Raw genomic sequence first — 24,951 nt, 5'->3', positions numbered from 1 at the left:
GACGCCGTAGGAGGCGTTCTCCACGTTGCAGCCGGACACGATCCGCCCGTCGTCCACCAGCGCGGCGGCGCCCACCGGGAACTTGGAGTAGGGGGCGTAGGCGTTCGCCATGGCCTGCACGGCCTCCGCCCTCAGGGCGGCCCAGTCGATGTTCATCTGCTCGTTCCGCTCACGGGCGCGCCGCGGACGACGCGCCCTTCGTCTTGCCCGATGTGGTCACTTCGCCTGCCCCCTGCGGTACGGCACGCCGTCCGCGGCGGGCGGCCGCAGCCGCTGGGCGGCCAGCGACAGCACCAGCAGCGTGGTGATGTGCGGGGCGACCGAGGTGAACTGGGGCGGGATGGTGTCGGTCAGGGCGAACACGACGAACACCGCGATCGCCGCGACCCCGGTGATCAGGGCCGCCCTGGCGCGGTTCTGCCGGACGAGCTGGTAGACCGCCACGCCGGCGATCAGGATGGCCACCAGCAGCAGCAGCGCGTGCACCGACTCGCCGCCGCGGCGCAGCTGGAGCGCGTCGGTGTAGCCGAACAGCGTCGCGCCGGCCGCCAGGCCGCCCGGACGCCAGTTACCGAAGATCATGGCGGCGAGGCCGATGAAGCCGCGGCCGCCGGTCTGCCCCTCGCGGTAGGCGCTGGCGGCCACCAACGACAGGAACGCGCCGCCGAGACCCGCCAGGGCGCCGGAGACGACCACCGCGACGTACTTGTAGAGGTAGACGTTGACGCCCAGCGACTCCGCCGCCACCGGCCGCTCGCCGCAGGAGCGCAGCCGCAGGCCGAACGCCGTGCGCCACAGCACGTAGAACGTCAGCGGGACCAGCAGGATCGACAGGAGGGTGAACAGCGAGACGTTGGTGGTCAGGCCCCGCAGGATGCCCGCGACGTCGGACAGCAGGAACCACTGCTTGGTCTCCAGCGTGGCCAGCGGGTCGCCGACCCATGGCAGGCTCACGGTGCCCGGCTTGGGCACGGGGGGCGACTGGGAGTCGCCGCCGCCCGGCATCTCGGCGAACGTCACCTTGGACAGGAACTGGGTGACGCCCAGGCCCAGGATGTTGATCGCGACGCCGGAGATGATGTGGTCGACCCCGAACGTCACGGTGGCGATCGCGTGCAGCAGGCCGCCGATGGCTCCGCCGATCGCGCCGGCGACGACGCCCGCCCAGGGGTTGGCGAAGTGGATCGCCCCCCAGGCGCCGGCCCAGGTGCCCAGGATCATCATGCCTTCGAGGCCGATGTTGACCACGCCGGCCCGCTCGGACCACAGGCCGCCGAGGCCGGCCAGGCCGATCGGCACGGCCAGCGCGACGGCCGCGTTGATCGCCCCCGCCGAGGTGAGGTCGACGGCGCCGGTGACGGCGCGGGTGAACGACAGCAGGACGACCAGCCCGCCGAAGGCGAGCAGGAGAACCTGCCAGGTGAGTCTGAACTTGACGGGCTTCGTCGGCTCCTCCAGCGGAGCCTCCGCCAGGGTCACGGCGCCTCCGCTCATGCCGACGCTCCTTCAGCCTGGGCCGGGGTGCCACTCGCCAGTTCCTTGCTCACCCGGCGCTGGCCGGCGGTGATCTGGTAACGGTGGACCAGCTCGTAGGCGATGATGACCGAGAGCACGATCGTGCCCTGCATGATGGTGACGATCTCCGGGGAGATCTCGTGCAGTTGCAGGATGCTCGACGAGGTGTCGAGGAAGGCCCACAGCAGCGCGCCGAAGGCGATGCCGACGGGGTTGTTCCGGCCGAGCAGCGCGATCGCGATGCCGGTGAAGCCGAGCCCCGTGGGGAAGTCCAGGCTGTAGCTGTAGGACGCGCCGAGTAGCTGGGGCATGCCGACCAGGCCGGCCACCGCACCGGACAGGATCATCGCCAGCAGGATCATCTTCTTGACGTTGACGCCGCTGGCCACCGCGGCCGACTCCGAACGGCCGGTGGCGCGCAGGTCGAAGCCGAAGCGGGTGCGGTTGAGCAGCACGTGGTAGAGGATTCCCATGGCGATCGCCAGGATGATCAGGCCGAACACCTTGGCCTCGGTGCCGGGGATGATCGCCATGCCCGACACCTGACCGGACGGGTCGATCGGCTTGGTACCGATGTTGTTGCTGCCCGACACCTCGACCGCGAGACGGTCCTTGTTGAGCAGCCAGGCGCCGAGCGCGGTGGCGATGGCGTTCAGCATGATCGTGGAGATGACCTCGCTGACGCCCCGCCTGACCCGCAGCAGGCCGGCGATCGACGCCCAACCCGCGCCGACCACCATGGCGACGAAGATGATGAGGGCGACGTGCAGCGGGGCGGGCAGCGCCACCGCGCCGCCCACGGCCGCCGCGACCAGCGCCGCCAGGCGGTACTGGCCGTCGACGCCGATGTTGAACAGGTTCATCCGGAACCCGATCGCCACCGCCAGGGCCGACAGGTAATAGGTCGTCGCGGAGTTCAGGGTCAGCACGATCGAGCGCGGCTGCACGCCGTAGTCGACCATGACGCCCAGCGTCTCCAGGGGCGGGTCACCGGTGACCAGCAGGACGATCGAGGTGATCAGGCCGGCGAACACGATGGCGAGGATCGGCGCGGCCAGCGAGAGCAGGCCACCGAGCCGGACCCGGCCGAGCAGCCGGTCGGCGAAGCTCGACTCCGCGGGGCTCATGCGACCACCCCGGCTGCCGTGCGGGGGCGCCGCACCTCGGGGAGCGCACCCGTTCGGTGCGCTGCGTGGATGTTCATGCCGCCTCTCCAGCACCGGTCATGGCCGACCCGAGCTGCTCGGGCGTCACCGTCCGCGGATCCACGTCCGCGACGATGCGGCCGCGCAGGATCACCTTCAGCGTGTCCGACAGGCCGATGAGCTCGTCCAGGTCCGCCGAGATCAGCAGCACGGCCAGGCCGGCGGCGCGCGCGGCCCGCAGGTGGTCCCAGATCGCGGCCTGGGCGCCGACGTCCACACCGCGCGTCGGGTGGGAGGCGATCAGGAACACCGGGTCGCCGCTCATCTCCCGGCCGACGATCAGCTTCTGCTGGTTGCCGCCGGACAGGGCGGCGGCGTCCACGTCGATGCCCGGGGTGCGGACGTCGTACTCCTCGACGATGCGCTGGGTGTCCTTGCGGGCACCGCCGCGGTCGATCCAGGGGCCCCGGACGTTGGGGCGCCGTGTCTGGTGGCCGAGGATCCGGTTCTCCCAGAGCGGGGCCTCCAGAAGCAGGCCGTGCCGGTGCCGGTCCTCGGGGATGTAACCGATACCGGCCTCGCGGCGGCGCAGCGTCGGCCAGGCGGAGATGTCCTCCTCGCTGAGGCGGATCTCCCCCTCCGCGGCGCGCATGCCCATGATGGCCTCGACGAGCTCGGCCTGGCCGTTGCCCTCGACGCCGGCGATGCCGAGCACCTCGCCCTTACGGATGTCGAAGCTGACCCCGTCGATGAGACAGCGCTCCTCGGCCGAGTGGACGCTCAGGTTGCGTACCGAGAGCGCGACCACGTCGGTGACGGTGGAGTCGCGGGTCTCCGGGCTGGGCAGCTCGCTGCCGACCATGAGCTCGGCCAGCTGCCTGGCGGTCACGCTCTTGGGCGACACGCTGGCGACGGTGGTGCCGCGCCGGATGACGGTGATGGCGTCGGCGACCGAGAGCACCTCGTCCAGCTTGTGCGAGATGAAGATGATCGTGAGGCCCTCGCGGACCAGCTCGCGCAGGTTGTCGAAGAGCTCGTCCACCTCCTGCGGCACGAGCACGGCGGTCGGCTCGTCCAGGATGAGGATCCGGGCGCCCCGGTAGAGGACCTTGAGGATCTCCACCCGCTGCCGGGCGCCGACGCCCAGGTCCTCCACCATGACGTCGGGGTCGATGCCGAGGCCGTAGGAGTCGGAGATCTTTCTGATCTTCTTGCGGGCGGCGCCGAAGTCGATCGCGACCCCACCGGTGCGGGGCTCGTTGCCGAGGATCACGTTCTCCAGCACGGTCAGGTTGTCGGCCAGCATGAAGTGCTGGTGGACCATACCGACGCCCACCGCGATCGCGTCGGCCGGGGAACGGAAGCTCGTGACCGCCCCGTTGACGCGGATCTCGCCCTCGTCGGGGCGCTGCATGCCGTACAAGATCTTCATGAGGGTGGACTTGCCCGCGCCGTTCTCTCCGACGACGGCATGCACGTGGCCCTGCTGCACAGATAGGGAGATGTCGCGGTTGGCCACGACGCCGGGGAATCGTTTTGTGATCCCCGCGAGTTCGACGGCCGGGGTCGGGGTGCTGATGACGGCCTCCTCCGCACGGGTGGCCCTGTTTGCGGAACGGGATGGTTGAGACTGACCGAAGGGCCCGGGGAATCGTCCGCCGGGCCCTTCATTACTACCAGGTCAGGAGGTCTTCTCCGGCACGGTGATCTCGCCGGAAATGATCTTCTGCTTGTACTCGTCGAGCTTGGTCTTGATGTCGTCGACCTGGCCACCGGTGGTGGAGTAGTCGACGCCGCCGGCCTTGAGGTCGTAGATCGTGGTGCCGCTCTTCACCGTGCCGCCGCTGAAGCTCTTCAGGAAGTCGAAGACGGCGACGTCGACCTTCTTGATCATGGAGGTCATGATGACGCCCTGCAGCTCGGCGGCCGCGGTCTTGGCCTGGTCGGAGTCGACGCCGATGGCCAGGCCCTTGGCGGCCTTGGCCGCCTCGAACACGCCGCTGCCGGAACCGCCCGCGGCGTGGTAGACCACGTCGGCGCCCGCGTCGAACATGCCCTCGGCCGCCGTCTTGCCCTTGGCCGGGTCGTTGAAACCGGCGAAGTCCGGCGGCTGGGTCAGGTATTTGACGTCGACCTTGACGTCGGACTTGACCGCCTTGGCACCGGCGGCGAAGCCGGCCTCGAACTTCTGGATCAGCGGCACCTGGACGCCGCCGACGAAGCCCACGTGGTTCTTCTTCGACTTCAGCGCCGCGGCGGCGCCGATGATGAAGGAGCCCTCGTGCTCGGCGAACAGGAGGTTGGAGATGTTGGGACCCGTCGCGGCGGCGTCGTCGACGATCGCGAACTTGACGTCCGGGAACTCGGCGGCGACCTTCTTCACCGGGCCGGAGTAGGCGAAGCCGATCGCGACGATCGGGTTGAAGCCGCCGGAGGCGAGCAGGCGCAGCCGCTCCTCCTTGGCCGCCTCGGTCTCGCCGTTGCTGGCCTCGATCTCCTTGGCCTCGGCCAGGCCGAGCTCGGTCTTGGCCTTGTCCAGACCGGCGGCGGCGGCGTCGTTGAACGACTGGTCGCCACGGCCGCCGATGTCATAGGCGAGACCGACCTTCGCGCCCGTCGCGGCCGGAGCCGAGCTGGCGCCCCCGTCGCTCGGCTTGGCCGACGTGGTCGAGTCGTCGCCTCCACCACACGCGGCAGCCCCCATGAGCATGCTGCCCGTCAGTACGGTAGCTGCCAGCTTGCCGAATCGGTTCTGAAGCAAGATGGACTCCCTTCGCGTCTCAGTGCACGCGCGAAGAGACGCACGGCAACCCTGCACGGAAGATAGTTGGTCGACCAGGGTTGACCAAACCAGCGCACGGGTCCGAAATAGGTCCGTTATGCAGCTCACGCCGCCTTGTGACACAGGAAGGCGGCCGATCCTACCCGCCGGTAGCACCGTCCGGCGTCACGATATGGCGGCCGATCACGAACGATCTTCTCAGCGGCCCCGCCCGTGGCGACAGGTCGACGAGACGCGGCCCTCCGGCCTGGAGCGGGGCCGCCGGCGCGTCGACCATCGCGCCGGCCCGCCGGTGGCCGTGACCGGAGAGCGGCGGCCGCGACCGGAGAGCTCAGCGCGGCAGGGAGGCGGATCCGGTCGAGAAAGCGGACCCGGTCGAGAAAGCGGACCCGGTAAAGAAAAGCAGAACCGAGGGAGAAAAGCCACCGCGACCGCTGTGAGCGTCCGATCAGACCGCGGAGAACATCTGACGCCTCCCGTCAGCCGTGACGCCTGGAGGAAACACCCGGCACCCGCCGAATTGACCGCCGTCCACGCCATGGCGCGCATTGACGTCCATGGCCGGGAACACGCATTGACGTCCATGGCCGGAACATTCGCGTCCGCGGCCGGGGAAGGAGCGAGACTTCCGTCCGGTCGCCGTTGGGCCGGAGCTCGGCCCGCCCCGGACCGGAGCGCCGAGGCGATCACGGCGCGATGCGGCACACCTCGGAAGATCAGCTCAGAACCCGTCTCCATCAGGGGGAACCGTGCCACGTGATCAGGGGGAACCGTGCCACGTGAGCTGACAGCCGGTGGCCGTGGCGCCCGCCCGGCCGTCAGCGGAGCAGGTCCCGGTTGCCTCCGCCCCGCACCGACCCGGCCACCACAACGCAAGCATCAGGGCTTCTGTGAAGGCGCCGGCGAATTCCGTGCGGCGAGCCCGTCCGGCAGCGCCCGGAAAACGCGGAAAACAACGTGACACATCCCGCGCCGGCGACATCCGTCAGCCCGGATCAAATCCGGCCGTCGACGCCGAGTGAAGTCGATGTCGAGTGAAATGGAGCGGCCGGGCAGAGCAGCGGACGGCGTCCACGATTACCGGTGACGACATTCACCGGACTCCGATTCTTGACGGCTGGTCCCCCGACCGCCGTGCCGTCCGGCTCCCCGCCCTCCGGGGGGAGCCGTCCGGACCCGGTCCCTCAGGACATCGCGGACCCCGGTCCTTCAGGACATCGCGATGCCCGCGACCGGTTCGGCCGAGGTGGGGCGCCGCCCCTCCCAGAGCGCGGTCAGCGCGGTCGCCGCCAGGAACCGCACGCCGGTGCCGATGCACGTCTCGTCCACGTCGAAGGTGCCCTGGTGGATGTCGGCCAGCTGGTCCGAGCCCGGCTTGCGGGTGCCCAGCCGGGCGTATGCCCCCGGGACGGACTCGAGATACCAGCCGAAGTCCTCGCCACCCAGGCTCTGCTGCGTCGGCACCGCGGAGCCCTCCCCGAGCACGCCCATCGCGGCCTCGGTCAGCATCTGCACGCTGACCTTGTCGTTGACGACGGGCGGCACGCCGCGGGCGTAGTCCATCCGGGCCTCGACCCCGTAGGCGCCTGCGACCGAGTCGAGCAGCCCCTTGATCAGCTCTGGGGCCGCGTGCCAGGCGTCCTCGTCCAGGCAGCGCACGGTGCCCTCGGCGACTCCGTCGTCCGGGATCGCGTTGGCCACCGAGCCCGCCTCGACCCGGCCCCAGACGAGGCTCAGCGACGAACGCGGGTCGACCCGGCGCGACAGCCCGGTGGGCAGCTCCGTGAGGATCTTGGCGAGGGCGAAGACCAGGTCGGCGGTGAGGTGCGGCCGGGCGGTGTGCCCGCCGGGGCCGCTCACCCGGATCGTGACCTTGTCGCAGGCGGAGGTGATCGGTCCGGACTTGAGGCCGACCTTGCCGACCTCCACCCGGGGGTCGCAGTGCAGGCCGAAGATCCGGTCGACACCGCTGATCCCGCCCGAGGCCATGACCTCCAGCGCCCCGCCAGGAAGCTCCTCGGCGGGCTGGAAGATCAGCCGGACCCGGCCGGGCAGCAGCCCGGCCTCCGCCTGCTGGGCGAGGAAGAGCGCGGTGCCGAGCAGGATCGTGGTGTGCACGTCGTGGCCGCAGGCGTGGCACACGCCGGGGACGGTGGAGCTGTAGGGCACGTCCTTCTCGTCCGGCACGGGCAGCGCGTCGATGTCGGCCCGCAGCGCCACGGTCGGCCCGTCGCCGCTGCCGACCTCGCAGATCAGACCGGTGCCGCGCGGCAGGACCGAGGGCATGAGACCGGCCGCGGTCAGGCGGTCGGCGACGCGCTGCGTCGTGCGGTATTCGGCGAACGCGAGCTCGGGATGCATGTGCAGGTCGCGGCGGAAGCCGATCAGGTCCTGCTCATGCCCGGCGAGGAACGTGTCGAGTTCTCCCCGAAAATTACGCCCCCGCATTGGTCACCATCCCATCCGCGCCAGCAGCCTGATCTCGACGCACCGTGCCACTGCCCAGAATCACGCGATCCATGAGACAGCCCGAAAATTGATCGTCGCACCGGTGGGCCGGAGTGGGTGCCGTGGGCCGTGCCGGCGCGACTGACGGATCGCCGGCACGGGAGCGGCGGACCAGGGTGAGACCACCGGCGCGCTGACGATGACATCGACTTTATCTCTCCTCCGTGGCCGCCCGCCGACATCTAGACCAAATGTTTTGCCGTCCCATCCATTACTTCTGTGCCTCGTGACCCACCCGGACCAGAGCCGATGACCCGGATTGGCTAGGGGCGGTAGCCGTACCGGGTGGTGCGGCCCGGGAGGTGACCGTCCGTGGCTCCGTTGAAACATTGACGACCTGGCAATTTACGTCACCTCAGGTGCCAGTCATCGAACCCGAGGGAGTGATGCAAACCGGAAGAATGCGTGCTTCACTCCGCATATGATCACTAAAATCCCATTCGGAAAGAAGCACGCCGGGTTAAGCATCTTCGAACCGAACGAGGGGACCCTGGTGGTCATCCCGTCACTCTCGCTCCCCCAGGACGAGCTGCGCAGGATCACCGGCGCCCTCTGCTACGAGGAGCGGCTGCTGTTCCTCCTGCTCACCCTCAGGCAGCCGGGCGTCGGAGTCGTCTACCTGTCCTCGACACCGGTGGACACCGCGATCGTGGACTACTACCTGAGCTTCCTCGACGACCCCGACGAGGCCCGCACCCGCCTGCAAATGATCAGTTTGGATGATCCTCGCACGCAGCCGCTCACCGTGTCGGTGCTGCGCCGCCCGGACGTCGTCGGGCGGATCCGGGCGGCGCTCGGCGGCACGGCGGACGCCTGGATGGTGCCGTTCGTGGTCAGCGAGCACGAGGAACGGCTCGCCGAGGTCCTCGGCCTGCCGATCTACGGCCCGGCCACCTCGCTGGCCCACCTGGGATCCAAGAGCGGCGGGCGCATGATCGGCGAGGAGGCGGGGGTGCCGATGGCGCGGGGCTTCGCCGACCTGCGGTCGCTGACCGAGGTGGAGCACGCCGCCCGCGCGCTGAGCCCCACGACGAAGTTGATGGTCAAGCTCAACAACAGCTACTCCGGGCTGGGCAACGCCATCGTGATCAAGGACGAGCGGCCGCTCACCGCCTGTCACACGAGCTTCTCGGCGGCGGGCGAGACCTGGACGACGTTCGCCGAGAAGATCGCCGAACGGGGCGCGGTGATCGAGGAGTTCGTCGAGGGCCGGCCGCTGCGCTCCCCCAGCGCCCTGGCCAGGATCACCCCCGGCGGCGCCTACGACGTGGTCGCCACGCACGAGCAGCTCCTCGGCGGCCCGAACGGCGACGTCTACCAGGGCTGCGCCTTCCCCGCCCATCCGGACTACCGCGCCCAGGTGGGCGAGTGCGCCGAGCGGATCGCCCGCGTCCTCGCCGGACGGGGCGTGGTCGGCCTGTTCGGCATGGACTTCTTCGCCGTCAAGACCGACGCCGGCTACCGGGCCCTGCTGTGCGAGGTCAACCTGCGCATCGGCGGCACCACGCACCCGTTCGGCGCCGCGCTGCTCACCACTGGCGCCGCCTACGATCCCGGCACCGGCATGCTCATGCACGGCGACCAGCCCAAGTGCTACGTGGCCACCGACAACTGCACCGCCCCCTGCCTGCGGGGCCGCACCCCCGGAGAGGTCGTCAAGCTGGTCCACGACAAGGGCCTCGGCTTCGACCGCGAGACCCGCACGGGCAACGTGCTGCACCTGCTCGGCGCGGTCCCGGAGTTCGGCAAACTCGGTTTCACCAGCATCGGCGACTCGGCCGAGGAGGCCGCCGAGCTACACCGGAGGACCCTGCGGACGCTTCGCCAGTCCGCGTAGGCCGATCACGCCGAGCACGATGGCCAGGACGATGTTCACGGCGATCAGGATGCCGTGGACCACATAGAACGCCGTCGGGTGTCCGTCCGCGAGGTTGAAGCCGAGATTGATCCACTCGAAGACCATGAAAGCGGCGACGGCGAGCAGGAATACGGCGATCTTTCGCGACATTTGCATGACATCAGTATTCCGTTACCTGATGTGTCCCCTGGTCAGCGTGTGGGGCACGGCATGTGAATCGGCACGAAGCTACCCTGAGATCACTATGGGGATGAAACACGTCGCGCCCGTCGGGGTGCTGCTCGCGGCGACCGCCTTCCTGGGCGTTCCCGCATATGCCGAGAAAGCGCCCGTCGGCGGGAACGAGCTCGGCGAGCGGGGCATCATCGCCCCCACAGGGGTGAAGGCGCCGCCGAAGACGGCCGCGAAGTCCTACGTGATCGCCGACGCCGACACCGGGGAGGTCCTCGCCGCCAAGGACCCGCACGGACGATACCTGCCGGCGAGCACACTCAAGGCCCTGACCGCGCTCACCCTCATCCCGAAGCTCGACAAGAGCCGGAAGGTCAAGCCGAGCAGCCGCGCCGTGAACGAGGAGGGCAGCGCCGTCGGCCTGGTCTCCAAACCGATCTACACCGTCGAAGACCTCTTCAAGGCGTTGATGCTGGTCTCGGGCAACGACTGCGCGATGGCGCTGGCCGAGGCCAACGGCGGCCTGGCCGAGACGCTGAAGGACATGAACGCCGAGGCCAAGCGGCTGCAGGCCCTCGACACGGTGGCCAAGACGCCGAGCGGGCTGGACAAGCCCGGCCAGAGCAGCTCGGCCTACGACCTGGCGCTGATCGCGCGGGCCGGACTGGCCAACGCCGATTTCCGGCGGTACATCAGCACGAAGACCGACAAGTTTCCCGCGCCCAAGGGCTACTACGAGATCGGCAACCACAACAAGCTGCTATGGCGCTACAAGGGCATGATCGGCGTCAAGAACGGCTGGACGTCCAAGGCCATGGGCAGCTTCGTCGGCGCGGCCAAACGGAACGGGCACACCGTCATCGTGTCGATCATGCGGCACGACGGTTACTTCTGGGACGATGTCGCCGACCTGCTCGACTGGGGCTTCGCCACCCGCGGCAAGATCACCCCGGTCGGCCGGCTGGTGGACCCGCTCCCCGCGGCCGCCCCCATGCCGACCGGCCCGACCACCCCGCCCGCGACGCCGCCGTCACCGGCGCCCCGGCCCGGCAGCACAGGAGCCGCCCCCGCCTCCGGGGACGGCTCCCCCGCGGCCGTCCCGGTGGGCCTCTACGTGCTCGGCGCGGGCCTGCTCGGCGGCGGGATCTGGCTGGTGTACGGCATGCGCAGGCGGTCCCGCTGACGCGGGCCCGGCACGTCCAAACGGCACGCCCAAGCGGCGCGTCCGGATGAGAGGTCCGGCCGGATTAAGGGTCCGGCCGGATGAGAGGTCCGGCCGGGTGAAGGGGGCCGGCCGCGTTAAGGGTCCGGCCGGGTCAAGGGCTTGGCCGGGCGAGGGCCACGGTCGGGCCTACCGGGCCGCCAAATGCCCCTTATGGGCACAGACAGGCTTTACAGGCATAATTTCCAGCCGAGTCCGCTGGAGCGGCTAGAGAGGGACGCCGGCGGCGGGGATCGGGGTGGGCTCGGGGGGCGGGCCGAGTGAGGAGGTCTCCGTCCAGGCTGCCGCGTAGAGGATCACCCGGGCCGACAGGTTGATCCAGAGCAACAGCCCGACCATCACCGCGAACACCCCGTAGATGGGGTTGTTCAACGTCCTGGCGAGGATCAGCGCGGCGAGCTGCTTGAGGACGCCGAAGCCGAGCGCGCCCAGCAGCGCGCCGCGCAGCACGACCTGGAGCGGCTGCCTCGACCGGCCCATCCAGCGCAGGATGATCACGAACAGCACGGTGTCCGCCAGGACGCTGACCACCAGGCCGACGAGCCAGATCGAATTGCTGCCGATCGCCGACCGCGACAGGCCCAGCCATCCGGCCACGGTCCCGCTGGCCTGGGTGGCGAAGCCGCCGACCAGCACCGAGGCGATCATCGTGACGCCGACCAGGACCAGGGCCGCCAGGTCGCGGAGCTTGGCCAGGAAGAAGTTGAGCGGCGCCTCGGCGGTCATGGAGACCTCGCGGAGCGCGTCGCGCAGGGCGTCGACGGCACCGAGCCCGGCGTAGAGCAGGCCGAGCAGACCGATGATCCCGGCGCTGGCCCGCGAGTCGGCGATCTGCTGGATCGGGAGCTGGTCGGCGAGGCCGGGGAGATATTGGTCGATGGCCCGCTGGAGGGTCCTGATGGCGTCCGGCCGGACGGACAGGAAGTAGCCGAAGACCGCGAAGGCCAGCGCGATGATCGGGAAGAACGACAGGAACGCGTAGTAGGTCACCGCCCCGGCCAGCCGGTCACCGGACTGGATCTGGTATCGCTGCACGGTCCTGATCAGATGATCGAACCAGGGCCACCGGATCCGGGTGGAGCCGATCCTCGACCGGCCCCACTCACGGAACACTTCGATCCGTTCCTGCACGCTCGTCACCCGCGTCACCTACCCAATTACCGCCCTACCGTGCGCCTACCGCGGGCGGTCGCCCGGCGGGCCGTCGGGTGTCGGGTGGCGGGTGTCGGGGGAGCGAGCTGTCAGCGGGTCAGCGGGTGGGCAGGAATCCCGCCCGGTCGCGGACCCTGGTCATGGTCTCGGCGGCCACGGCGCGGGCCCGCGCGGCGCCGGCGGCGAGCATCTTGTCGAGCTCGGCCTCGTCGGCCAGCAGCTTCTCGGTCCGCTCCCGGATCGGCGTGAAGGTCTCCACGACGGCCTCGGCCACGTCCTTCTTGAAGGTGCCGTAGCCCTGCCCGGCGTAGCGGGCCTCCAGCTCGGGGATCGGCGTGCCGGTCAGCGCGGACTGGATGCGCAGGAGGTTGGTGATGCCGGGCTTGTTCTCGTCGTCGGCGAGGACCTCGGAGCCCGTGTCGGTGACCGCGCGCATGATCTTCTTGCGGAGCGGCCCCGGCTGCTCCAGCAGGTCCAGGATGCCGCCGGGCGAGGACGACGACTTGGACATCTTGGCCGTGGGGTCCTGCAGGTCGGTGATCTTCTCGACGCCCTCGACGATGTGCGGCTTGGGCAGCGTGAAGGTCTCGCCGAAGCGGTGGTTGAAGCGCTGCGCGAGGTCGCGGGTGAGCTCCAGGTGCTGCTTCTGGTCGGCCCCGACCGGGACCTGGTCGGCCTGGTAGAGCAGGATGTCGGCGGCCTGCAGGATCGGGTAGGTGAACAGGCCGACGCTGGCCGAGCTCTCACCGGTCTTCGCCGACTTGTCCTTGAACTGGGTCATCCGGCCGGCCTCGCCCATGCCGGTGAGGCAGATCAGCACCCAGGCCAGCTCGCTGTGCTCGCGGACGTGGCTCTGCACGAAGACCGTGGAGCGCTCCGGGTCCAGGCCGGCGGCGAACAGCTGGGCGGCGGCGACCCTGGAACGCCTGCGCAGCGTCTCGGGCTGGTAGTCCACCGTGATCGCGTGCAGGTCGACGACGCAGTAGAACGCGTCATAGCCGTCCTGCATCGCTACGTACTGCCGCACGGCACCGAGGTAGTTGCCCAGGTGGAAGGAGTCGGCAGTGGGCTGGATTCCGGAGAGGACACGGGGACTGGCCATAGCACGTAATTGTGTCAGGTGTCGGGAGTGATCGGTGACTCCGACTCGAAAGCAGCCGGCGTCTCGGTGCGGAGGCGGCCGACGGCCCCGGATCAGGAGCGGTGGACGGCCCCGTCTCAAGGAGCGGCCGACGGCCCCGGATCAGGGGCGGCCGACGGCCCGGAACCAGGGAACGGCCGACGGCCCCGTCTCAAGGAGCGGTGGACGGCCCGGAACCAGGGAACGGCCGACGGCCCCGTCTCAAGGAGCGGTGGACGGCCCCGGACCGGGAGCGGCCGACGGCCCCGGACCGGGAGGGGCGGGCGCGTCCGTGCCGGGGGCGGCGGGCGCCTCCGGCGGAGGGGTGCGGCGCTTGATGCGGACCCGGGAGACCCGGCGGCCGTCCATGTCCGTGACCGACATCTCGAAGCCCGGGATCTCCACCCGCTCCCCCAACGTCGGCAGGTGCCCCAGGGCCGCCATGACGAACCCGCCCAGGGTCTCGTAGGGGCCGTCGGCCAGCCGGATCCCGGTCTCGGTCGCGACCTCGTCGAGGTTGGCCAGCCCGTCGAGCTCCACCTCTCCCGCGGGCAGCACGACCTGCTCGTCCTCGACGTCGTGCTCGTCGCGGATGTCACCGATGAGCTCCTCGACCAGGTCCTCAAGGGTGACGATGCCGGCGGTGCCGCCGTACTCGTCGACCACGATCGCCAGGTGGTGCCCCTCGCCGCGCATCTCCGACAGCGTGGGCAGCACCCGTTTGCTGGTGGGGACCAGCTTGACCGGGCGGATCGGCACCAGCTCGCTGATCGGCTCGATGGACCCGGTCAGCACCGGGTCGAGCAGGTCCCTGATGTGGATGAAGCCCACGATGTCGTCGTAGGAGTCGCGGTAGATCGGGAAGCGGGAGTGCGGCATGGCGGCGGCCAGGACGGCGGCCTCGGCCAGCGGGGTGTCGGCCGCCATGAACTCCACCTCGGTGCGCGGCAGCATCACCTCGCGGAGCTGCCGCTTGCCCGCGGCGAAGACCTCCGCGATCAGGTTCCGCTCGTCGGCGGCGAGCTCGTGGTGGCCGACCACCATGTCGCGCAGCTCCTCGGTGGAGATCTCCTCCCGGTCGGCCTCGGGGTTGCCGCCGAGCAGCCTGACCACGCCGTCGGTGGACTTGGACAGGGCCCAGATGACCGGCCGCGACAGCGCGGCCATCCGGTCCAGGAACGGCGCGACCAGCAGCGAGATCCCCTCCGCGCGCTGCCGGGCGATCCGCTTGGGCGCGAGCTCGCCCAGCACCAGCGAGAGGTAGGAGATGGCCAGCGTCACCAGCACCAGGGAGAGGGGGGCCGCGACGGCGTCGGGCACGCCCCATCCGTCCACGACCGGGATCAGGTCCTGGGCGAGGGTGTCGGCGCCGAACGCCGCCGACAGCATGGTCGCCACGGTGACGCCGATCTGCACCGCCGACAGGAAGCGGTTGGGGTCACGGGCGAGCTGGGCCGCCCGCGCTCCCCTGCGGCCCCGGGTGCCGATCCTGCGGACCTGACTCTCCCTGAGGGAGACCATGGCCATTTCGGCGGCGGCGAAGAACCCCCCGATCAATACGAAAAGCATGACCAAGGCGATGTTCGCCAGGACGCTGTTCACGAGACTGTCTCCGTCATGGCCGTCGCCCGTTCCGACTGTGGCCGATATTTGATGAGCCAGCATATGCTGGCAGTAGCCTTACAAAAATAAACACATTCAGACACCATCAAACAGGAGGCTCCGTGAAGCTGCTGGTCACCGGAGGCGCCGGATACATAGGCAGCGTCGTCTCGGCGCAACTCGTCGAGGCGGGCCATCAGGTCACCGTGCTGGACGATCTGTCCACCGGCCACGCCGACGCGGTGCCGCCGGGCGCGCGCTTCGTGGAGGGATCGATCACCGAGGCCGCGGACGTGCTGCCCGGGATGGACGGCGTGCTCCACTTCGCGGCGAAGTCCCTGGTCGGGGAGTCGGTGGAGAAGCCCGGCCTTTACTGGGCGCACAACCTCGGCGGCACCTTGGCCCTGCTCGACGCCATGCGGACCGCCGGGGTCGGCACGATCGTGTTCTCCTCCACCGCCGCCACCTACGGCGAGCCGGAGCGCTCCCCGATCGCGGAGACCGACCCCACCCGGCCGACCAACCCCTACGGCGCGTCCAAACTCGCCGTCGACACCGCGCTGACCACCTTCGCCGGGCTGTACGGCCTGGCCGCGGTGAGCCTGCGCTACTTCAACGTGGGCGGCGCCCACACCGGCGGCGACGGCAGGGTCTACCGCGAACGGCACTCCGTGGAGACCCACCTGATCCCTAACGTCCTCGCCGTCGCACTCGGCCTGCGCGAGTCGGTCAGCGTGTTCGGCACGGACTACCCCACTCCCGACGGGACATGCGTCCGCGACTACATCCACGTGGGCGACCTGGCCCGGGCCCACCTGCTGGCGCTGGAGGCCTGCTCGGCGGGCGAGCACAAGATCTACAACCTGGGCAGCGGCACGGGCTTCTCGGTGCAGGAGGTCCTGTCGGTCTGCCGCGAGGTCACCGGGCACGAGATCCCGGCGGTCGTGCGCGAGCGCCGGGCCGGGGACCCCGCGGTGCTGGTGGCCTCCTCGGAGCGGATCCAGCGCGAGCTCGGGTGGAAGCCGGAGCACCCGTCCGTCCGTGACATCGTCGCCGACGCCTGGGCCGCGCTGCCCCGCTGACCGGCCGCGGCGGGCACCCGGCCGTGAACGGCCGGGCGCCGCCCGGTTAGGCCCGGCAGGCGGGAAGCCTGGGGCCGCGACAGGCGGGAGGGCCGGGGACAGGGCCTAGCGCAGGTTGATGCGGGCCATGTTGTTGGCCGGGCGGCGGTCGCCCACGTGAGTGGAGTAGACGGTCGCCTTGGCCCGCAGCGCGCGCCGGTGGGCGCGGAAGGCCAGCCGGAGACTGACCCGCTTGCCGGAGCCGACCGCGCCCAGCCTGCAGCCGACGAGCCCGGGGAAGGACCGGCACCGCGCGCCCCGCGCCGACAGGAAACGCGCGCTCCTGGTGTGGAAGAAGAGCGCGGCGTCGCGGACGACCCGGGGCCCCCGGTTGCGGACGACCGCGCCCATCATGACCAGCCGGCCGGCCCGCGCCTTGCGCGACAGCCGGACCGCCAGATCGGCCCCCTCGTCCACCGGGGTCAGCGTCCGGGCGGAGTTGTTCTCCTCGTTGCCGTCCACGATCTCCGAGGAGAGCGTCGCGGTCGCCTCCAGCGGGCCGCGCGCGCCCGGGCGGACCAGACCGCTGATCGTCACCCCGCCACTGCCGCCGGCCATGACGTCCTGCGGGGAGGCGCAGACCACCTCGTTGGCCGTCGTGCCCGGACGGCACTCGGCGACGTCGACGCGGAGGATCTCCACCCCCTCGGGCACCCGGACGGTGAGCAGGGGCAGCACCGCGTCCTCGGGCCCGATGTTGCGCACCTCCGCCCGGTAGAGAAGCGGCTGCCCCGGCTGCGCGACCCTCGGCGAGTTCTCCAGCCGTACGGACAGATCGGCTCCGCCCGGATTGTTTCTCCCCGGCTCCGCCAGCACCGCTCCGGGCACTCCGACGAGAGCAAGACTGACTATTCCAACGACGACCCGCGCCGCACCATGCGCCATGAACACCGATCCCCCGACCCTCAATGATCATTTAACGCCGGGGGGCCGCCGGACGGCATGTTCGACACGCCGCCAATCGCCGTGCGCCCCACCACGGCGGGCGCCCCGGCCACCGGGACGCCGACCCACGGGAGACGGGACGGCGGGACTCCAGGCCGCGGGGACCGCGGGATCTCGGGGACGCCGAGCCTCATGGACCGGGCCCCGGAGACGCGGAAGGGGCCCCGGCGGACCGGGGCCCCTTCCCTTGGACGCGGAGGAGCCGTCGTGAGCCCGGCCGGGGCCGGGCTCGGACAGGATCGAGCTCAGCCGGGGCCGGGCTCACACGAGGCTGAGCTCAGATGAGGCCGAGCTCGCGGACGGCGGCGCGCTCCTCTTCGAGCTCACGCACCGAGGCGTCGATGCGCTCGCGGGAGAAGGCGTCGATCTCCAGACCCTGGATGATCTCCCACTTGCCGCCGCGCGAGACGACGGGGAAGGAGGAGATGAGGCCCTCGGGCACGCCGTACGAGCCGTCGGAGGGGATCGCGGCGGAGGTCCACTCGGCGCCGTTGACCCAGTCGAAGACGTGGTCGATCGCGGCGTTGGCGGCGGAGGCGGCCGAGGACGCGCCCCGGGCCTCGATGATCGCGGCGCCGCGCTTGGCGACGGTCGGGATGAAGGTGTCGCGCAGCCAGGCCTCGTCCACCTGCTCGGCGGCGATCTTGCCGCCGACCTCGGCGTGGAACAGGTCGGGGTACTGCGTGGCGGAGTGGTTGCCCCAGATGGTCATCTTCTTGATCTCGGTGACCGGGACCTGGAGCTTGGCGGCGAGCTGGGAGAGCGCGCGGTTGTGGTCCAGGCGGGTCATCGCGGTGAAGCGCTCCGCCGGGACGTCCGGGGCGTGCTGCTGGGCGATCAGCGCGTTGGTGTTGGCCGGGTTGCCCACGACCAGGACGCGGATGTCGTCGGCCGCGTTGTCGTTGATGGCCTTGCCCTGCGGGCCGAAGATGCCGCCGTTGGCCTGGAGCAGGTCGCCGCGCTCCATGCCGGCCGTACGCGGGCGGGCGCCCACCAGCAGCGCGACGTTGGCACCGTCGAACGCCTTGCCGGCGTCGTCGGTGACCTCGATACCGCTCAGCAGCGGGAACGCGCAGTCGTCGAGCTCCATCGCGGTGCCCTCGGCGGCCTTGACCGCCTGCGGGATCTCCAACAGGCTCAGCTTGACCGGGACGTCGGCGCCCAGCAACTGGCCCGACGCGATGCGGAACAGCAGCGCGTAGCCGATCTGACCGGCGGCGCCGGTGACGGTGACCTTTACGGGAGTCTGGGCCATGACCTTCCCCCACTCGAAGGATGAACTGTGACGCTCGGATGTTACCCGTCCAGTGTCGCCGGTCCTGCGGCGAGTGCCTTGATCCGGCCTCCGGGCAGCGCGATCAGCGCCAGGAGGGCGACGAGCGCCCCGCCGACGGCGAGCCAGGGGATGACGCTCGCGGTGGCCGCGGCATGGGCGGCCGGCAGCCCGTGGGCGGGCGCCTCCTCCGCGACGACGGAGGCGTAGAAGGTGCCGGCGAGGGCCAGGGCGACCGAGCCGCCGATCTGCCGGAAGAAGGTCAGGTTCGCGCTGGCGGTGCCGATGAACCGCGGCGGGACCGAGTATTGGACCGCCACGGTCAGACCCGACAGCATCGGCCCCATGCCGAGGCCGAGCAGCGCCATCCACCCGGCGAGGGCGAGGCCCGAGGTCCCGACCGTGATCCCGGCGCAGAGCAGCGCCCCGACCGCCATGAGCAGCGCCCCGGCGATCAGCCACGGCTTGTAGCGCTGGGTCCTGGACATGAGGGCCCCGGCGATCCCGCTGCCGGCCACCATCCCGAGCATGAGCGGGTAGATGCGCAGACCCGAGTCCGTGGCGCTGAGCCCGACGGCCTCCTGGAAGTAACGGGGCAGGAACACCACCCCGGCGTAGAGGCAGAACGCGGTGCAGAACGAGACCGCGTTGGCCAGCGTGTAGGTCCGGTTGCGGAACAGCTCCAGGGGGATGATCGGCTCCGCCGCCCCGCGCTCGACGAGGACGAACAGCGCCAGCAGCACGGCCGCGGCCACGATGGGCCACAGCACGGGCCCGCTGGTCCAGGTGTGGCCGTCCAGGCCCTTCTCGGTCAGGCCGACGAGCAGCGCGCCGATCGCCCCGCTGAAGACGGCGATGCCGAGGTAGTCGGGGCGGGTGCCGCGGCCCTGGCCGGCCACGTGCGGCAGCCGCGCCACGACGATCGCGATGAGGACCAGGCCGACGGGGAGGTTGACCATGAAGGCCCAGCGCCAGCTCGCCTGGTCGGTGAAGACGCCGCCGAGGAAGGGGCCGGCGATGTAGCTCAGCGCCATCACCCCGCCCATCGCGCCCTGGACCCGGCCGCTCTTGTCCGGCGGGAACAGGTCGACCACCAGGGCCAGGGAGAGGGGCAGCAGCGCCCCGGCGCCCAGGCCCTGCAGCGCCCGGAAGGCGATGAGCTGGTTCATGTCCTGGGCGAGGCCGCACAGGAGCGAGCCCAGCAGGAACAGCACGACGCCGACGAGCAGCAGGGGCTTGCGCCCGTAGGTGTCCGACAGCCTGCCGTACAGCGGGACGGTGATCGTGGAGGTCAGCAGATAGGCCGTCACGACCCAGGTGTAGAGGTCCGCGCCGCCGAGCTCCTGGGTGATCCGGGGCAGGGCGGTCCCGACGATCGTCTGGTCGAGCATGGCCAGGAACATCCCGCCGAGGACGGCGAGGAGGAGCAGCCCGTTCTTGGGCTTGGGAGGGGAGGCCGCGAGAGAGGGCGATACGTCAGTAGACACCTGTTGATAGTGACGTGTCAGTTTTGACATGTCAATTGATAATTATGATGAGGGCATGTCCCTACGGATCGCGCTCCTCGGCCTGCTGACCGTCTCCGGCCCCGCCAGCGGCTACGACCTGACGAAACTGTTCGAGAGTTCGATCAACAACGCCTGGCAGGCCCGGCACAGCCAGATCTATCCGGAGCTGAACAAGATGGCCGCCGACGGCCTGATCACGGTCGAGGAGGAGGGCCCGCGCGGCCGGAAGACCTACGCGATCACCGACGAGGGCACGCATGAGCTGCGCGGGTGGCTGATCGAGAAGGGACCGTCACGGTCCTACCGCAGCGAAGGGGTGCTGCGCGCCTTCCTGCTGCCCACGCTGGAGCCGCACGAGGCCGCGGCGCTGCTCCGCGCGGAGGCCGAGTCCTACGACATCAGGCTGGCCGAACTGGAGGCGATGCGCGCGGCCAGGTCCTCGTGGAAGAAGCCCGGCTTCGGCCAGTACGCCCTGGAGCTGGGCATCCGTCAGACGCGGCTGATGCGCGACTGGGCCGAGGAGACCGCGGCCGAGATCGAGGGGACTAGCCGCAGCTAGTCATGGCCGGGAGGCTGTCCTCGCGGGTGGCGAAGTCGACCCGCGAGAAGTGCCTGTCGAGCAGCTTCTTGATCACGCCGCTGCCGTAGAGGTCGGCGATCGCGCCCTGCACGGCCTTGCAGGTGCGGCTGTCGCCCTTCTTCACGGCCACCGCGTAGCGCTCGTCGGTCAGCTTCAGGCCGAGCACCTTGTAGCGGACGCTCTCCCGGTTGGCGAACCCGGCCAGCAGCAGGTCGTCGCCCGGGACCGCGTCGACCTCACCGGCCAGCAGCTTGTTCATGCAGTCGGTGTAGGTCTGGGCGGGGACCAGTTCGATCTGGCTCACCGTCTCCTGCAGGACGCGGACCGAGGAGCTGGCGGCCGGCTGGCACAGCCGCCCGCCCTCCAGACCGGCCGCGGAGACGATCGGGGAGCCGGCCTTGACGAGCACGTCGACGTGGGCGAGATAGTACGGCCCGGCGAAGGTGACGTCGTCGCCGTCGTTGATCGAGTAGGTCGAGATGACCAGGTCGACGTCACCGGCGGCCAGCAGCCCCGGCCGCTCCTCCCGGCTGGTCGCCCGGAAGGTGACGCCGTCCGCGGGCACCTGCAGCGCCTTGGCGATCTCGGTGGCGAGGTCCACCTCGAACCCGCTCCACTTACCGCCGCTCTCCAGCGCGATGCCCGGCAGGAAGCCGCGCACGCCGACGGTGAGCTTGCCGGTCCGGGCCGCCTTGTCCACCACCGAGGTGAACTCCGCCGGGGCGGACGCGCTGGGCTCGGCGCCGGCGCCCAGGCTCGGCGGCCAGCCGGTGAGGGCGACGGCCGCCACGGCGGCGGCGACCAGCAGGACGGCCACGGCGGCCGCGACCCAGCGCCCCTTCCGGGAGGGCCGGGGCGGGTCCACGTCCGTGACGTGCTCGGTGAGCGTGGTCTGCCAGTCCGGGGGCGGGACGGTCGAGGACCCGCCGTACCCCGGGGACGACGGACGCTCGCCGTGGGCGGGCGGCGGGGGCTGCGCGCCGTACGCCGGGGAGGACGGACGCTCCCTGTACGCCGGGGAGGACGGGTGCTCACCGTACGCCGGGGAGGACGGGTGCTCACCGTACGCCGGGGAGGACGGGCGCTCCCCGTACGCCGGGGAAGGACCGCGCTCGCCATGGCCCGGAGCGGACGGATGCTCGCCGTACGCCGGGGAGGGCGGGCGCTCGCCGGGGCCCGGGGGCTGCGCGCGGAAGCCGGTGGAGGGCACGGGCGGGGCGTCGGGGGCGGGCCGGTCCGGGGCCGTGCCCCGTATCCGCATGAGGTGGGTGGCCTCGTCCGAGTCGGGGCCGGCGACCTGCGCCCCCTCGTTGAGGACGGCCGGCGACGCGTCCACGCTCTCGGGGTGGCCGAGCATCCGCAGCAGGATCTGATCGGCCGACGGGCGGGCGGCGGGCGACTTGGACAGGGCCGCGCGGACCGCGCCGCGCAGCGGCTCCGGCATGACGCTGACGTCCACCTCGTGGTTGAGGATGCGGTTGAGCACCACCGCGATCGAGTCGCCGGCGAAGACCGTCTCCCCGGTCGCGGCGAACGCGATGGTCGCCCCCCAGGCGAAGACGTCGGTGTGCGGGCCGACGTCGGCGCCGGAGATCTGCTCGGGCGCCATGTAGGCCGGGGTGCCGATGGCCCGGCTGGTGATCGTCCCGGTGGAGTCGAGGATGCGGGCGATGCCGAAGTCCACCACGCGGGGGCCGTCGGCGGCGATGAGCACGTTGTCCGGTTTGAAGTCGCGGTGCACGATCGCGGCGTGGTGGATCGCGGTCAGCGCGGTGGCCGTGCCGATCGCCAGCCGCTGCAGCGCGGCGCCCCGGAGCGGGCCGTCGGTCTCCACGACCTCCCGCAGCGACCTGCCCTCGATGTATTCGCTCGCGATGTAGGGGGTGTCGCCTTCGAGATCGGCGTCCACCACGCCCGCCGTGCAGAACGAGGCGACCCGCTGGGCGGCGCGCGCCTCGCGGGCGAACCGGGACCTGGCCGTCGTGTCGCCGGAGAATTTCACGTGCAGCAACTTGATCGCCGCCCGCTCCCCCGACTCGTTGACCCCCAGGTAGACGATCCCCTGCCCACCCTCACCGATCCGGCCGACGACGCGGAACGGCCCCAGACGGTGCGGTTCCCCCGCTTCCAGCGGCGCGATCTCCGGCATCATCGTCCCTACGGTGTAGTAAATCTCCAACCAGCCAAACTTTACGATGCCGTAGCTCCACCGCCCGCCTTGTTACTCCCAAGTGACCTCCCATCACCTACGGCGATGGGGGTCGGCGGGCCCACCAACCACCCAATTAGCAACAATCAACCCAAGTTGGCGCTCCAACCGCTTAGATCACTACCGTTGACCGTCCCTCACGCAAGCCGGAGCAAATCCCTCATGCGCCGATATATCGGTTATCGCGAATTCGTTCAGCGCGATCAGCGTTCCCTCGTCGGCACGGCCCTCCTCCTCACCGGCAGCCACGAGCAGGCCATCCGCCTGGCCCTGTGGTCCTTGCGCACGGTCGGCCTCAGCTGGCCCCCCACTCTCTGGGAGAACACCACTACACACGCCCACATCGCCCTTTATCGCCGTTTCCTCCGCAAGCCCACCGCCGCGGGGGCCACCGCCCTGGTACGGCTCCCGCCCCGGCAGCGCCTCCTCACCGTCGCGTGCATCCATGACGGCAGGACCCACGCCGAGATGGCCACCCTCCTCGGCATCCCGGTGGAGACCGTGGAGACGGAGGTCACCGAGGCGGTGGCCACGCTCACCAAGGGCAACGTGGCCCGGCTGAAGACGAGGCTGGCGACCGCGGCGGGCGAGGCGTCGGTCCCCGACCTCACCGCGCGGTCGGTGCGCGCGCTACGGCGCCGCCGCAACCGCGGAGCCTTCCTGACGGCGATCGCGGCCCTCGTCCCGATCGGCCTCATCGCCGCCTTCACCCTGTTCTCACAGGGAGTGGTGTGGAACTCGGCACTGGGCGAGCCGAACCGGTCCCATCCGGCGGACGCCCCGGAGGCCATGCGGGTGGTCACCAGCGCGGAGCCGACCGGCAGCCCGGAGCCGGACTCCGGCCTCAAGCCCTGGCAGGCCCCGCGCACCTCCCTCACGATCCGCTACGCGGTGCCCAAGCGGTGTCCCGACGGCGGCTCGGCGGGCGACGCCTCCGCGCCGCCGAAAGCGGGGAAGGTCATCTGCGCGGGCTGGACGCTCAAGCTGGCCGGCGGCGACCCGGCCGGCTCGGCGCGCGAGCCCGCCGGCTGCACGGGTAAGGGCCGCTGCGAGTCCACGGTGAGCGTGCCCGACGCGGCCGAACGGCTGGCGTACGGCGACGGCCGGAGCTCCTGGCGGCTGAGCCCGGCTCTCAGCCCCGACGGGCGCCGCATCGCCTATCTCAGTGCGGCGGAGGGGCGATATGTCGCCCACGACCTGCACAGCGGCGTGAAGCGGTATCTGACGCCCGCGCTGGTTCCCTCCGACACCGAGACCGGCACCCGGGTGAGCGTCTCCCCGGACGGCCGTCACTTCACCGTCGCGCTCGGCGCGCGCCGGCTGCGGACCGACTTCACCACCGGGACCATGACGTCACTGCCCGCCGGGCAGGCGACGGCCGCGGAGAAGGCGGCGGGCTGGCTCCGCAAGAGCTACCGCGTCTGGCGCGAGTCCCCCAGCGGCAGGCACGCGGCCGCGGTCGGCGCCGAGGAGGCCGGGGGCGACAGCCTCCACATCGTCGACGCCCGGTCGCGGCAGGTGTTCAAGCGCCTGCCGCTCCCCTCCCTGGGCGGCCCCGCCAAGGCGGAGGTCGTCGGCTGGCTGAACTCCCACGAGGTCGTCGTCCGGCTGAGCGCCAAGGCGGGCGGCCGCCCCGCCGGCTTCTTCAGGATGGACGCCGTGACCGGCCGCGCGCACCGCGTGACCGGCCTCGCCGACGACAGCCTGATCGTGCTCGGCGCGGTGACGGCCGGCTGAGGACGGCACGGGAGGCGGCCGGAGGGGCTGCGGAGAGCCGGCCTGCGGACGGCGGGAGACGGCCTGAGCCTCCCGGACGGCACGGACGGGAACGGGCCGCAGGAGGGATCTGAGCGCGGCGCGGGGACGGGTCCCGGCGACGGCCGGAGGACAGCTCAGTACGGCGCGGGGACGGGTCCCGGCGACGGCCGGCGGACGCCTCGGGAACGGGTCCCGGCGACGACAGAAGGACGCCTCGGCCATGGCCGCCCGGTAGCGGCCGTGGAGACCGCCCACCGCCGCGCCGGGACCAGGCCGTGCCGGGAACCCGGCTCACCGCCTTCGGTGCCACCCCCGACGACCTCCAGGTGCTGCACGAACGGTTCGACTACCGGCTGTTCCCTCGGTTCAGCGGCGCCCTCAACACCTCCGAGACCGCCGCCCGCGAACTGCTCGGCATCGTCGCCGAACGGCCGCGCGACGTCGTCATCTTCGACACCGTCAGCCGCTACATCTCCGGCAAG

At 70.9% G+C, this 24,951-nt stretch carries 20 protein-coding genes; 6 read left to right on the top strand and 14 right to left on the bottom strand.

The window, feature by feature from the left end; genetic code table 11:
• From ACWDS7_RS28420 to ACWDS7_RS28395, 6 genes are all read right to left on the bottom strand, one after another.
• On the bottom strand, positions 1 to 156 hold a 156-nt coding region (locus tag ACWDS7_RS28420; protein ID WP_451931766.1), incomplete at its 3' end, for a cytidine deaminase.
• A gap of 60 nt (positions 157 to 216) precedes the next feature.
• Positions 217 to 1,494: an ABC transporter permease gene (locus ACWDS7_RS28415; protein WP_451931764.1), complete on the bottom strand. Its 1,278-nt coding sequence runs from the start codon at positions 1,492 to 1,494 to the stop codon at positions 217 to 219.
• Positions 1,491 to 2,642 carry an ABC transporter permease gene (locus tag ACWDS7_RS28410; protein ID WP_451931763.1) on the bottom strand — a complete coding sequence of 384 codons (1,152 nt, stop codon included), beginning with the start codon at positions 2,640 to 2,642 and terminating at the stop codon, positions 1,491 to 1,493. The genes ACWDS7_RS28415 and ACWDS7_RS28410 overlap by 4 nt, the downstream gene beginning before the upstream one ends.
• 73 nt (positions 2,643 to 2,715) lie before the next feature.
• The gene (locus ACWDS7_RS28405) at positions 2,716 to 4,239 is read right to left on the bottom strand and encodes an ABC transporter ATP-binding protein (protein WP_451931765.1); all 1,524 of its coding nucleotides are present in this window, start codon (positions 4,237 to 4,239) and stop codon (positions 2,716 to 2,718) included.
• A 102-nt stretch (positions 4,240 to 4,341) separates the two neighbouring features.
• Entirely contained in the window at positions 4,342 to 5,421 is a 1,080-nt protein-coding gene (locus ACWDS7_RS28400) for a BMP family protein (RefSeq protein WP_399964502.1), read from the bottom strand.
• 1,230 nt (positions 5,422 to 6,651) lie between these two features.
• A complete protein-coding gene (locus ACWDS7_RS28395; RefSeq protein WP_306859312.1) occupies positions 6,652 to 7,890 on the bottom strand; it encodes a M20 family metallopeptidase in 1,239 nt (412 codons plus the stop codon).
• A 553-nt stretch (positions 7,891 to 8,443) separates the two neighbouring features.
• Between ACWDS7_RS28395 and ACWDS7_RS28390 the strand changes: the two genes are divergently transcribed.
• The gene (locus ACWDS7_RS28390; protein ID WP_451931762.1) at positions 8,444 to 9,787 is read left to right on the top strand and encodes a peptide ligase PGM1-related protein; all 1,344 of its coding nucleotides are present in this window, start codon (positions 8,444 to 8,446) and stop codon (positions 9,785 to 9,787) included.
• On the opposite strand, the gene ACWDS7_RS28385 is transcribed toward ACWDS7_RS28390, so the two are convergent.
• Entirely contained in the window at positions 9,746 to 9,964 is a 219-nt protein-coding gene (locus ACWDS7_RS28385) for an SCO4848 family membrane protein (RefSeq protein ID WP_306859316.1), read from the bottom strand. The genes ACWDS7_RS28390 and ACWDS7_RS28385 overlap by 42 nt on opposite strands.
• Before the next feature lie 94 nt (positions 9,965 to 10,058).
• Between ACWDS7_RS28385 and ACWDS7_RS28380 the strand changes: the two genes are divergently transcribed.
• The gene (locus ACWDS7_RS28380; RefSeq protein WP_451931761.1) at positions 10,059 to 11,162 is read left to right on the top strand and encodes a D-alanyl-D-alanine carboxypeptidase family protein; all 1,104 of its coding nucleotides are present in this window, start codon (positions 10,059 to 10,061) and stop codon (positions 11,160 to 11,162) included.
• Between the two features lie 246 nt (positions 11,163 to 11,408).
• On the opposite strand, the gene ACWDS7_RS28375 is transcribed toward ACWDS7_RS28380, so the two are convergent.
• The 3 genes from ACWDS7_RS28375 to ACWDS7_RS28365 all read right to left on the bottom strand — a co-directional run bounded on the left by ACWDS7_RS28375 (position 11,409) and on the right by ACWDS7_RS28365 (position 15,075).
• Positions 11,409 to 12,341: a YihY/virulence factor BrkB family protein gene (locus tag ACWDS7_RS28375; protein ID WP_451931760.1), complete on the bottom strand. Its 933-nt coding sequence runs from the start codon at positions 12,339 to 12,341 to the stop codon at positions 11,409 to 11,411.
• Between the two features lie 109 nt (positions 12,342 to 12,450).
• Entirely contained in the window at positions 12,451 to 13,455 is a 1,005-nt protein-coding gene (gene trpS / locus ACWDS7_RS28370; protein ID WP_306859322.1) for a tryptophan--tRNA ligase, read from the bottom strand.
• Positions 13,456 to 13,695: 240 nt separating this feature from the next.
• Positions 13,696 to 15,075 carry a hemolysin family protein gene (locus tag ACWDS7_RS28365; RefSeq protein ID WP_451931759.1) on the bottom strand — a complete coding sequence of 460 codons (1,380 nt, stop codon included), beginning with the start codon at positions 15,073 to 15,075 and terminating at the stop codon, positions 13,696 to 13,698.
• A 122-nt stretch (positions 15,076 to 15,197) separates the two neighbouring features.
• Here ACWDS7_RS28365 and galE point away from each other — a divergent pair, with 122 nt between their 5' ends.
• Positions 15,198 to 16,157, top strand: a complete 960-nt coding sequence (gene galE, locus ACWDS7_RS28360) for a UDP-glucose 4-epimerase GalE (RefSeq protein ID WP_306859326.1) — start codon at positions 15,198 to 15,200, stop codon at positions 16,155 to 16,157.
• A gap of 105 nt (positions 16,158 to 16,262) precedes the next feature.
• On the opposite strand, the gene ACWDS7_RS28355 is transcribed toward galE, so the two are convergent.
• From ACWDS7_RS28355 to ACWDS7_RS28345, 3 genes are all read right to left on the bottom strand, one after another.
• Positions 16,263 to 17,081 carry a hypothetical protein gene (locus ACWDS7_RS28355; RefSeq protein WP_451931758.1) on the bottom strand — a complete coding sequence of 273 codons (819 nt, stop codon included), beginning with the start codon at positions 17,079 to 17,081 and terminating at the stop codon, positions 16,263 to 16,265.
• Positions 17,082 to 17,418: 337 nt separating this feature from the next.
• The gene (locus ACWDS7_RS28350; protein WP_451931757.1) at positions 17,419 to 18,396 is read right to left on the bottom strand and encodes a malate dehydrogenase; all 978 of its coding nucleotides are present in this window, start codon (positions 18,394 to 18,396) and stop codon (positions 17,419 to 17,421) included.
• A 41-nt stretch (positions 18,397 to 18,437) separates the two neighbouring features.
• Positions 18,438 to 19,901, bottom strand: a complete 1,464-nt coding sequence (locus ACWDS7_RS28345; RefSeq protein WP_451931756.1) for an MDR family MFS transporter — start codon at positions 19,899 to 19,901, stop codon at positions 18,438 to 18,440.
• Positions 19,902 to 19,956: 55 nt separating this feature from the next.
• Here ACWDS7_RS28345 and ACWDS7_RS28340 point away from each other — a divergent pair, with 55 nt between their 5' ends.
• Positions 19,957 to 20,481 carry a helix-turn-helix transcriptional regulator gene (locus ACWDS7_RS28340; protein WP_451931755.1) on the top strand — a complete coding sequence of 175 codons (525 nt, stop codon included), beginning with the start codon at positions 19,957 to 19,959 and terminating at the stop codon, positions 20,479 to 20,481.
• On the opposite strand, the gene ACWDS7_RS28335 is transcribed toward ACWDS7_RS28340, so the two are convergent.
• Entirely contained in the window at positions 20,468 to 22,681 is a 2,214-nt protein-coding gene (locus ACWDS7_RS28335) for a protein kinase domain-containing protein (protein WP_451931754.1), read from the bottom strand. The two genes, ACWDS7_RS28340 and ACWDS7_RS28335, sit on opposite strands and share 14 nt — an antisense overlap.
• A 192-nt stretch (positions 22,682 to 22,873) precedes the next feature.
• On the opposite strand from ACWDS7_RS28335, the gene ACWDS7_RS28330 reads away from it, so the two are divergent.
• Together ACWDS7_RS28330 and ACWDS7_RS28325 are read left to right on the top strand one after the other, a co-directional pair.
• Positions 22,874 to 24,448, top strand: coding sequence for a TolB family protein (locus ACWDS7_RS28330; RefSeq protein ID WP_451931753.1), 1,575 nt, complete (start codon positions 22,874 to 22,876; stop codon positions 24,446 to 24,448).
• 296 nt (positions 24,449 to 24,744) lie between these two features.
• Positions 24,745 to 24,951, top strand: a 207-nt coding sequence (locus ACWDS7_RS28325) for a hypothetical protein (protein ID WP_451931752.1), incomplete at its 3' end; no start/stop codon positions are given.

This window comes from Streptosporangium sp. NPDC003464 (genome assembly GCF_053588315.1).
This window is presented reverse-complemented; position numbering and strand designations above follow the sequence as displayed.

Bases quoted from the DNA above. Each gene is read 5' to 3' on its own strand.
- ACWDS7_RS28395 (WP_306859312.1), bottom strand. From the start codon at position 7,890: ATGCGGGGGCGTAATTTTCGGGGAGAACTCGACACGTTCCTCGCCGGG.
- ACWDS7_RS28355 (WP_451931758.1), bottom strand. From the start codon at position 17,081: ATGGCGCATGGTGCGGCGCGGGTCGTCGTTGGAATAGTCAGTCTTGCT.
- ACWDS7_RS28415 (WP_451931764.1), bottom strand. From the start codon at position 1,494: ATGAGCGGAGGCGCCGTGACCCTGGCGGAGGCTCCGCTGGAGGAGCCG.
- trpS (WP_306859322.1), bottom strand. From the start codon at position 13,455: ATGGCCAGTCCCCGTGTCCTCTCCGGAATCCAGCCCACTGCCGACTCC.
- ACWDS7_RS28340 (WP_451931755.1), top strand. From the start codon at position 19,957: ATGTCCCTACGGATCGCGCTCCTCGGCCTGCTGACCGTCTCCGGCCCC.
- ACWDS7_RS28380 (WP_451931761.1), top strand. From the start codon at position 10,059: ATGAAACACGTCGCGCCCGTCGGGGTGCTGCTCGCGGCGACCGCCTTC.
- ACWDS7_RS28410 (WP_451931763.1), bottom strand. From the start codon at position 2,642: ATGAGCCCCGCGGAGTCGAGCTTCGCCGACCGGCTGCTCGGCCGGGTC.
- ACWDS7_RS28385 (WP_306859316.1), bottom strand. From the start codon at position 9,964: ATGCAAATGTCGCGAAAGATCGCCGTATTCCTGCTCGCCGTCGCCGCT.
- ACWDS7_RS28350 (WP_451931757.1), bottom strand. From the start codon at position 18,396: ATGGCCCAGACTCCCGTAAAGGTCACCGTCACCGGCGCCGCCGGTCAG.
- ACWDS7_RS28330 (WP_451931753.1), top strand. From the start codon at position 22,874: ATGCGCCGATATATCGGTTATCGCGAATTCGTTCAGCGCGATCAGCGT.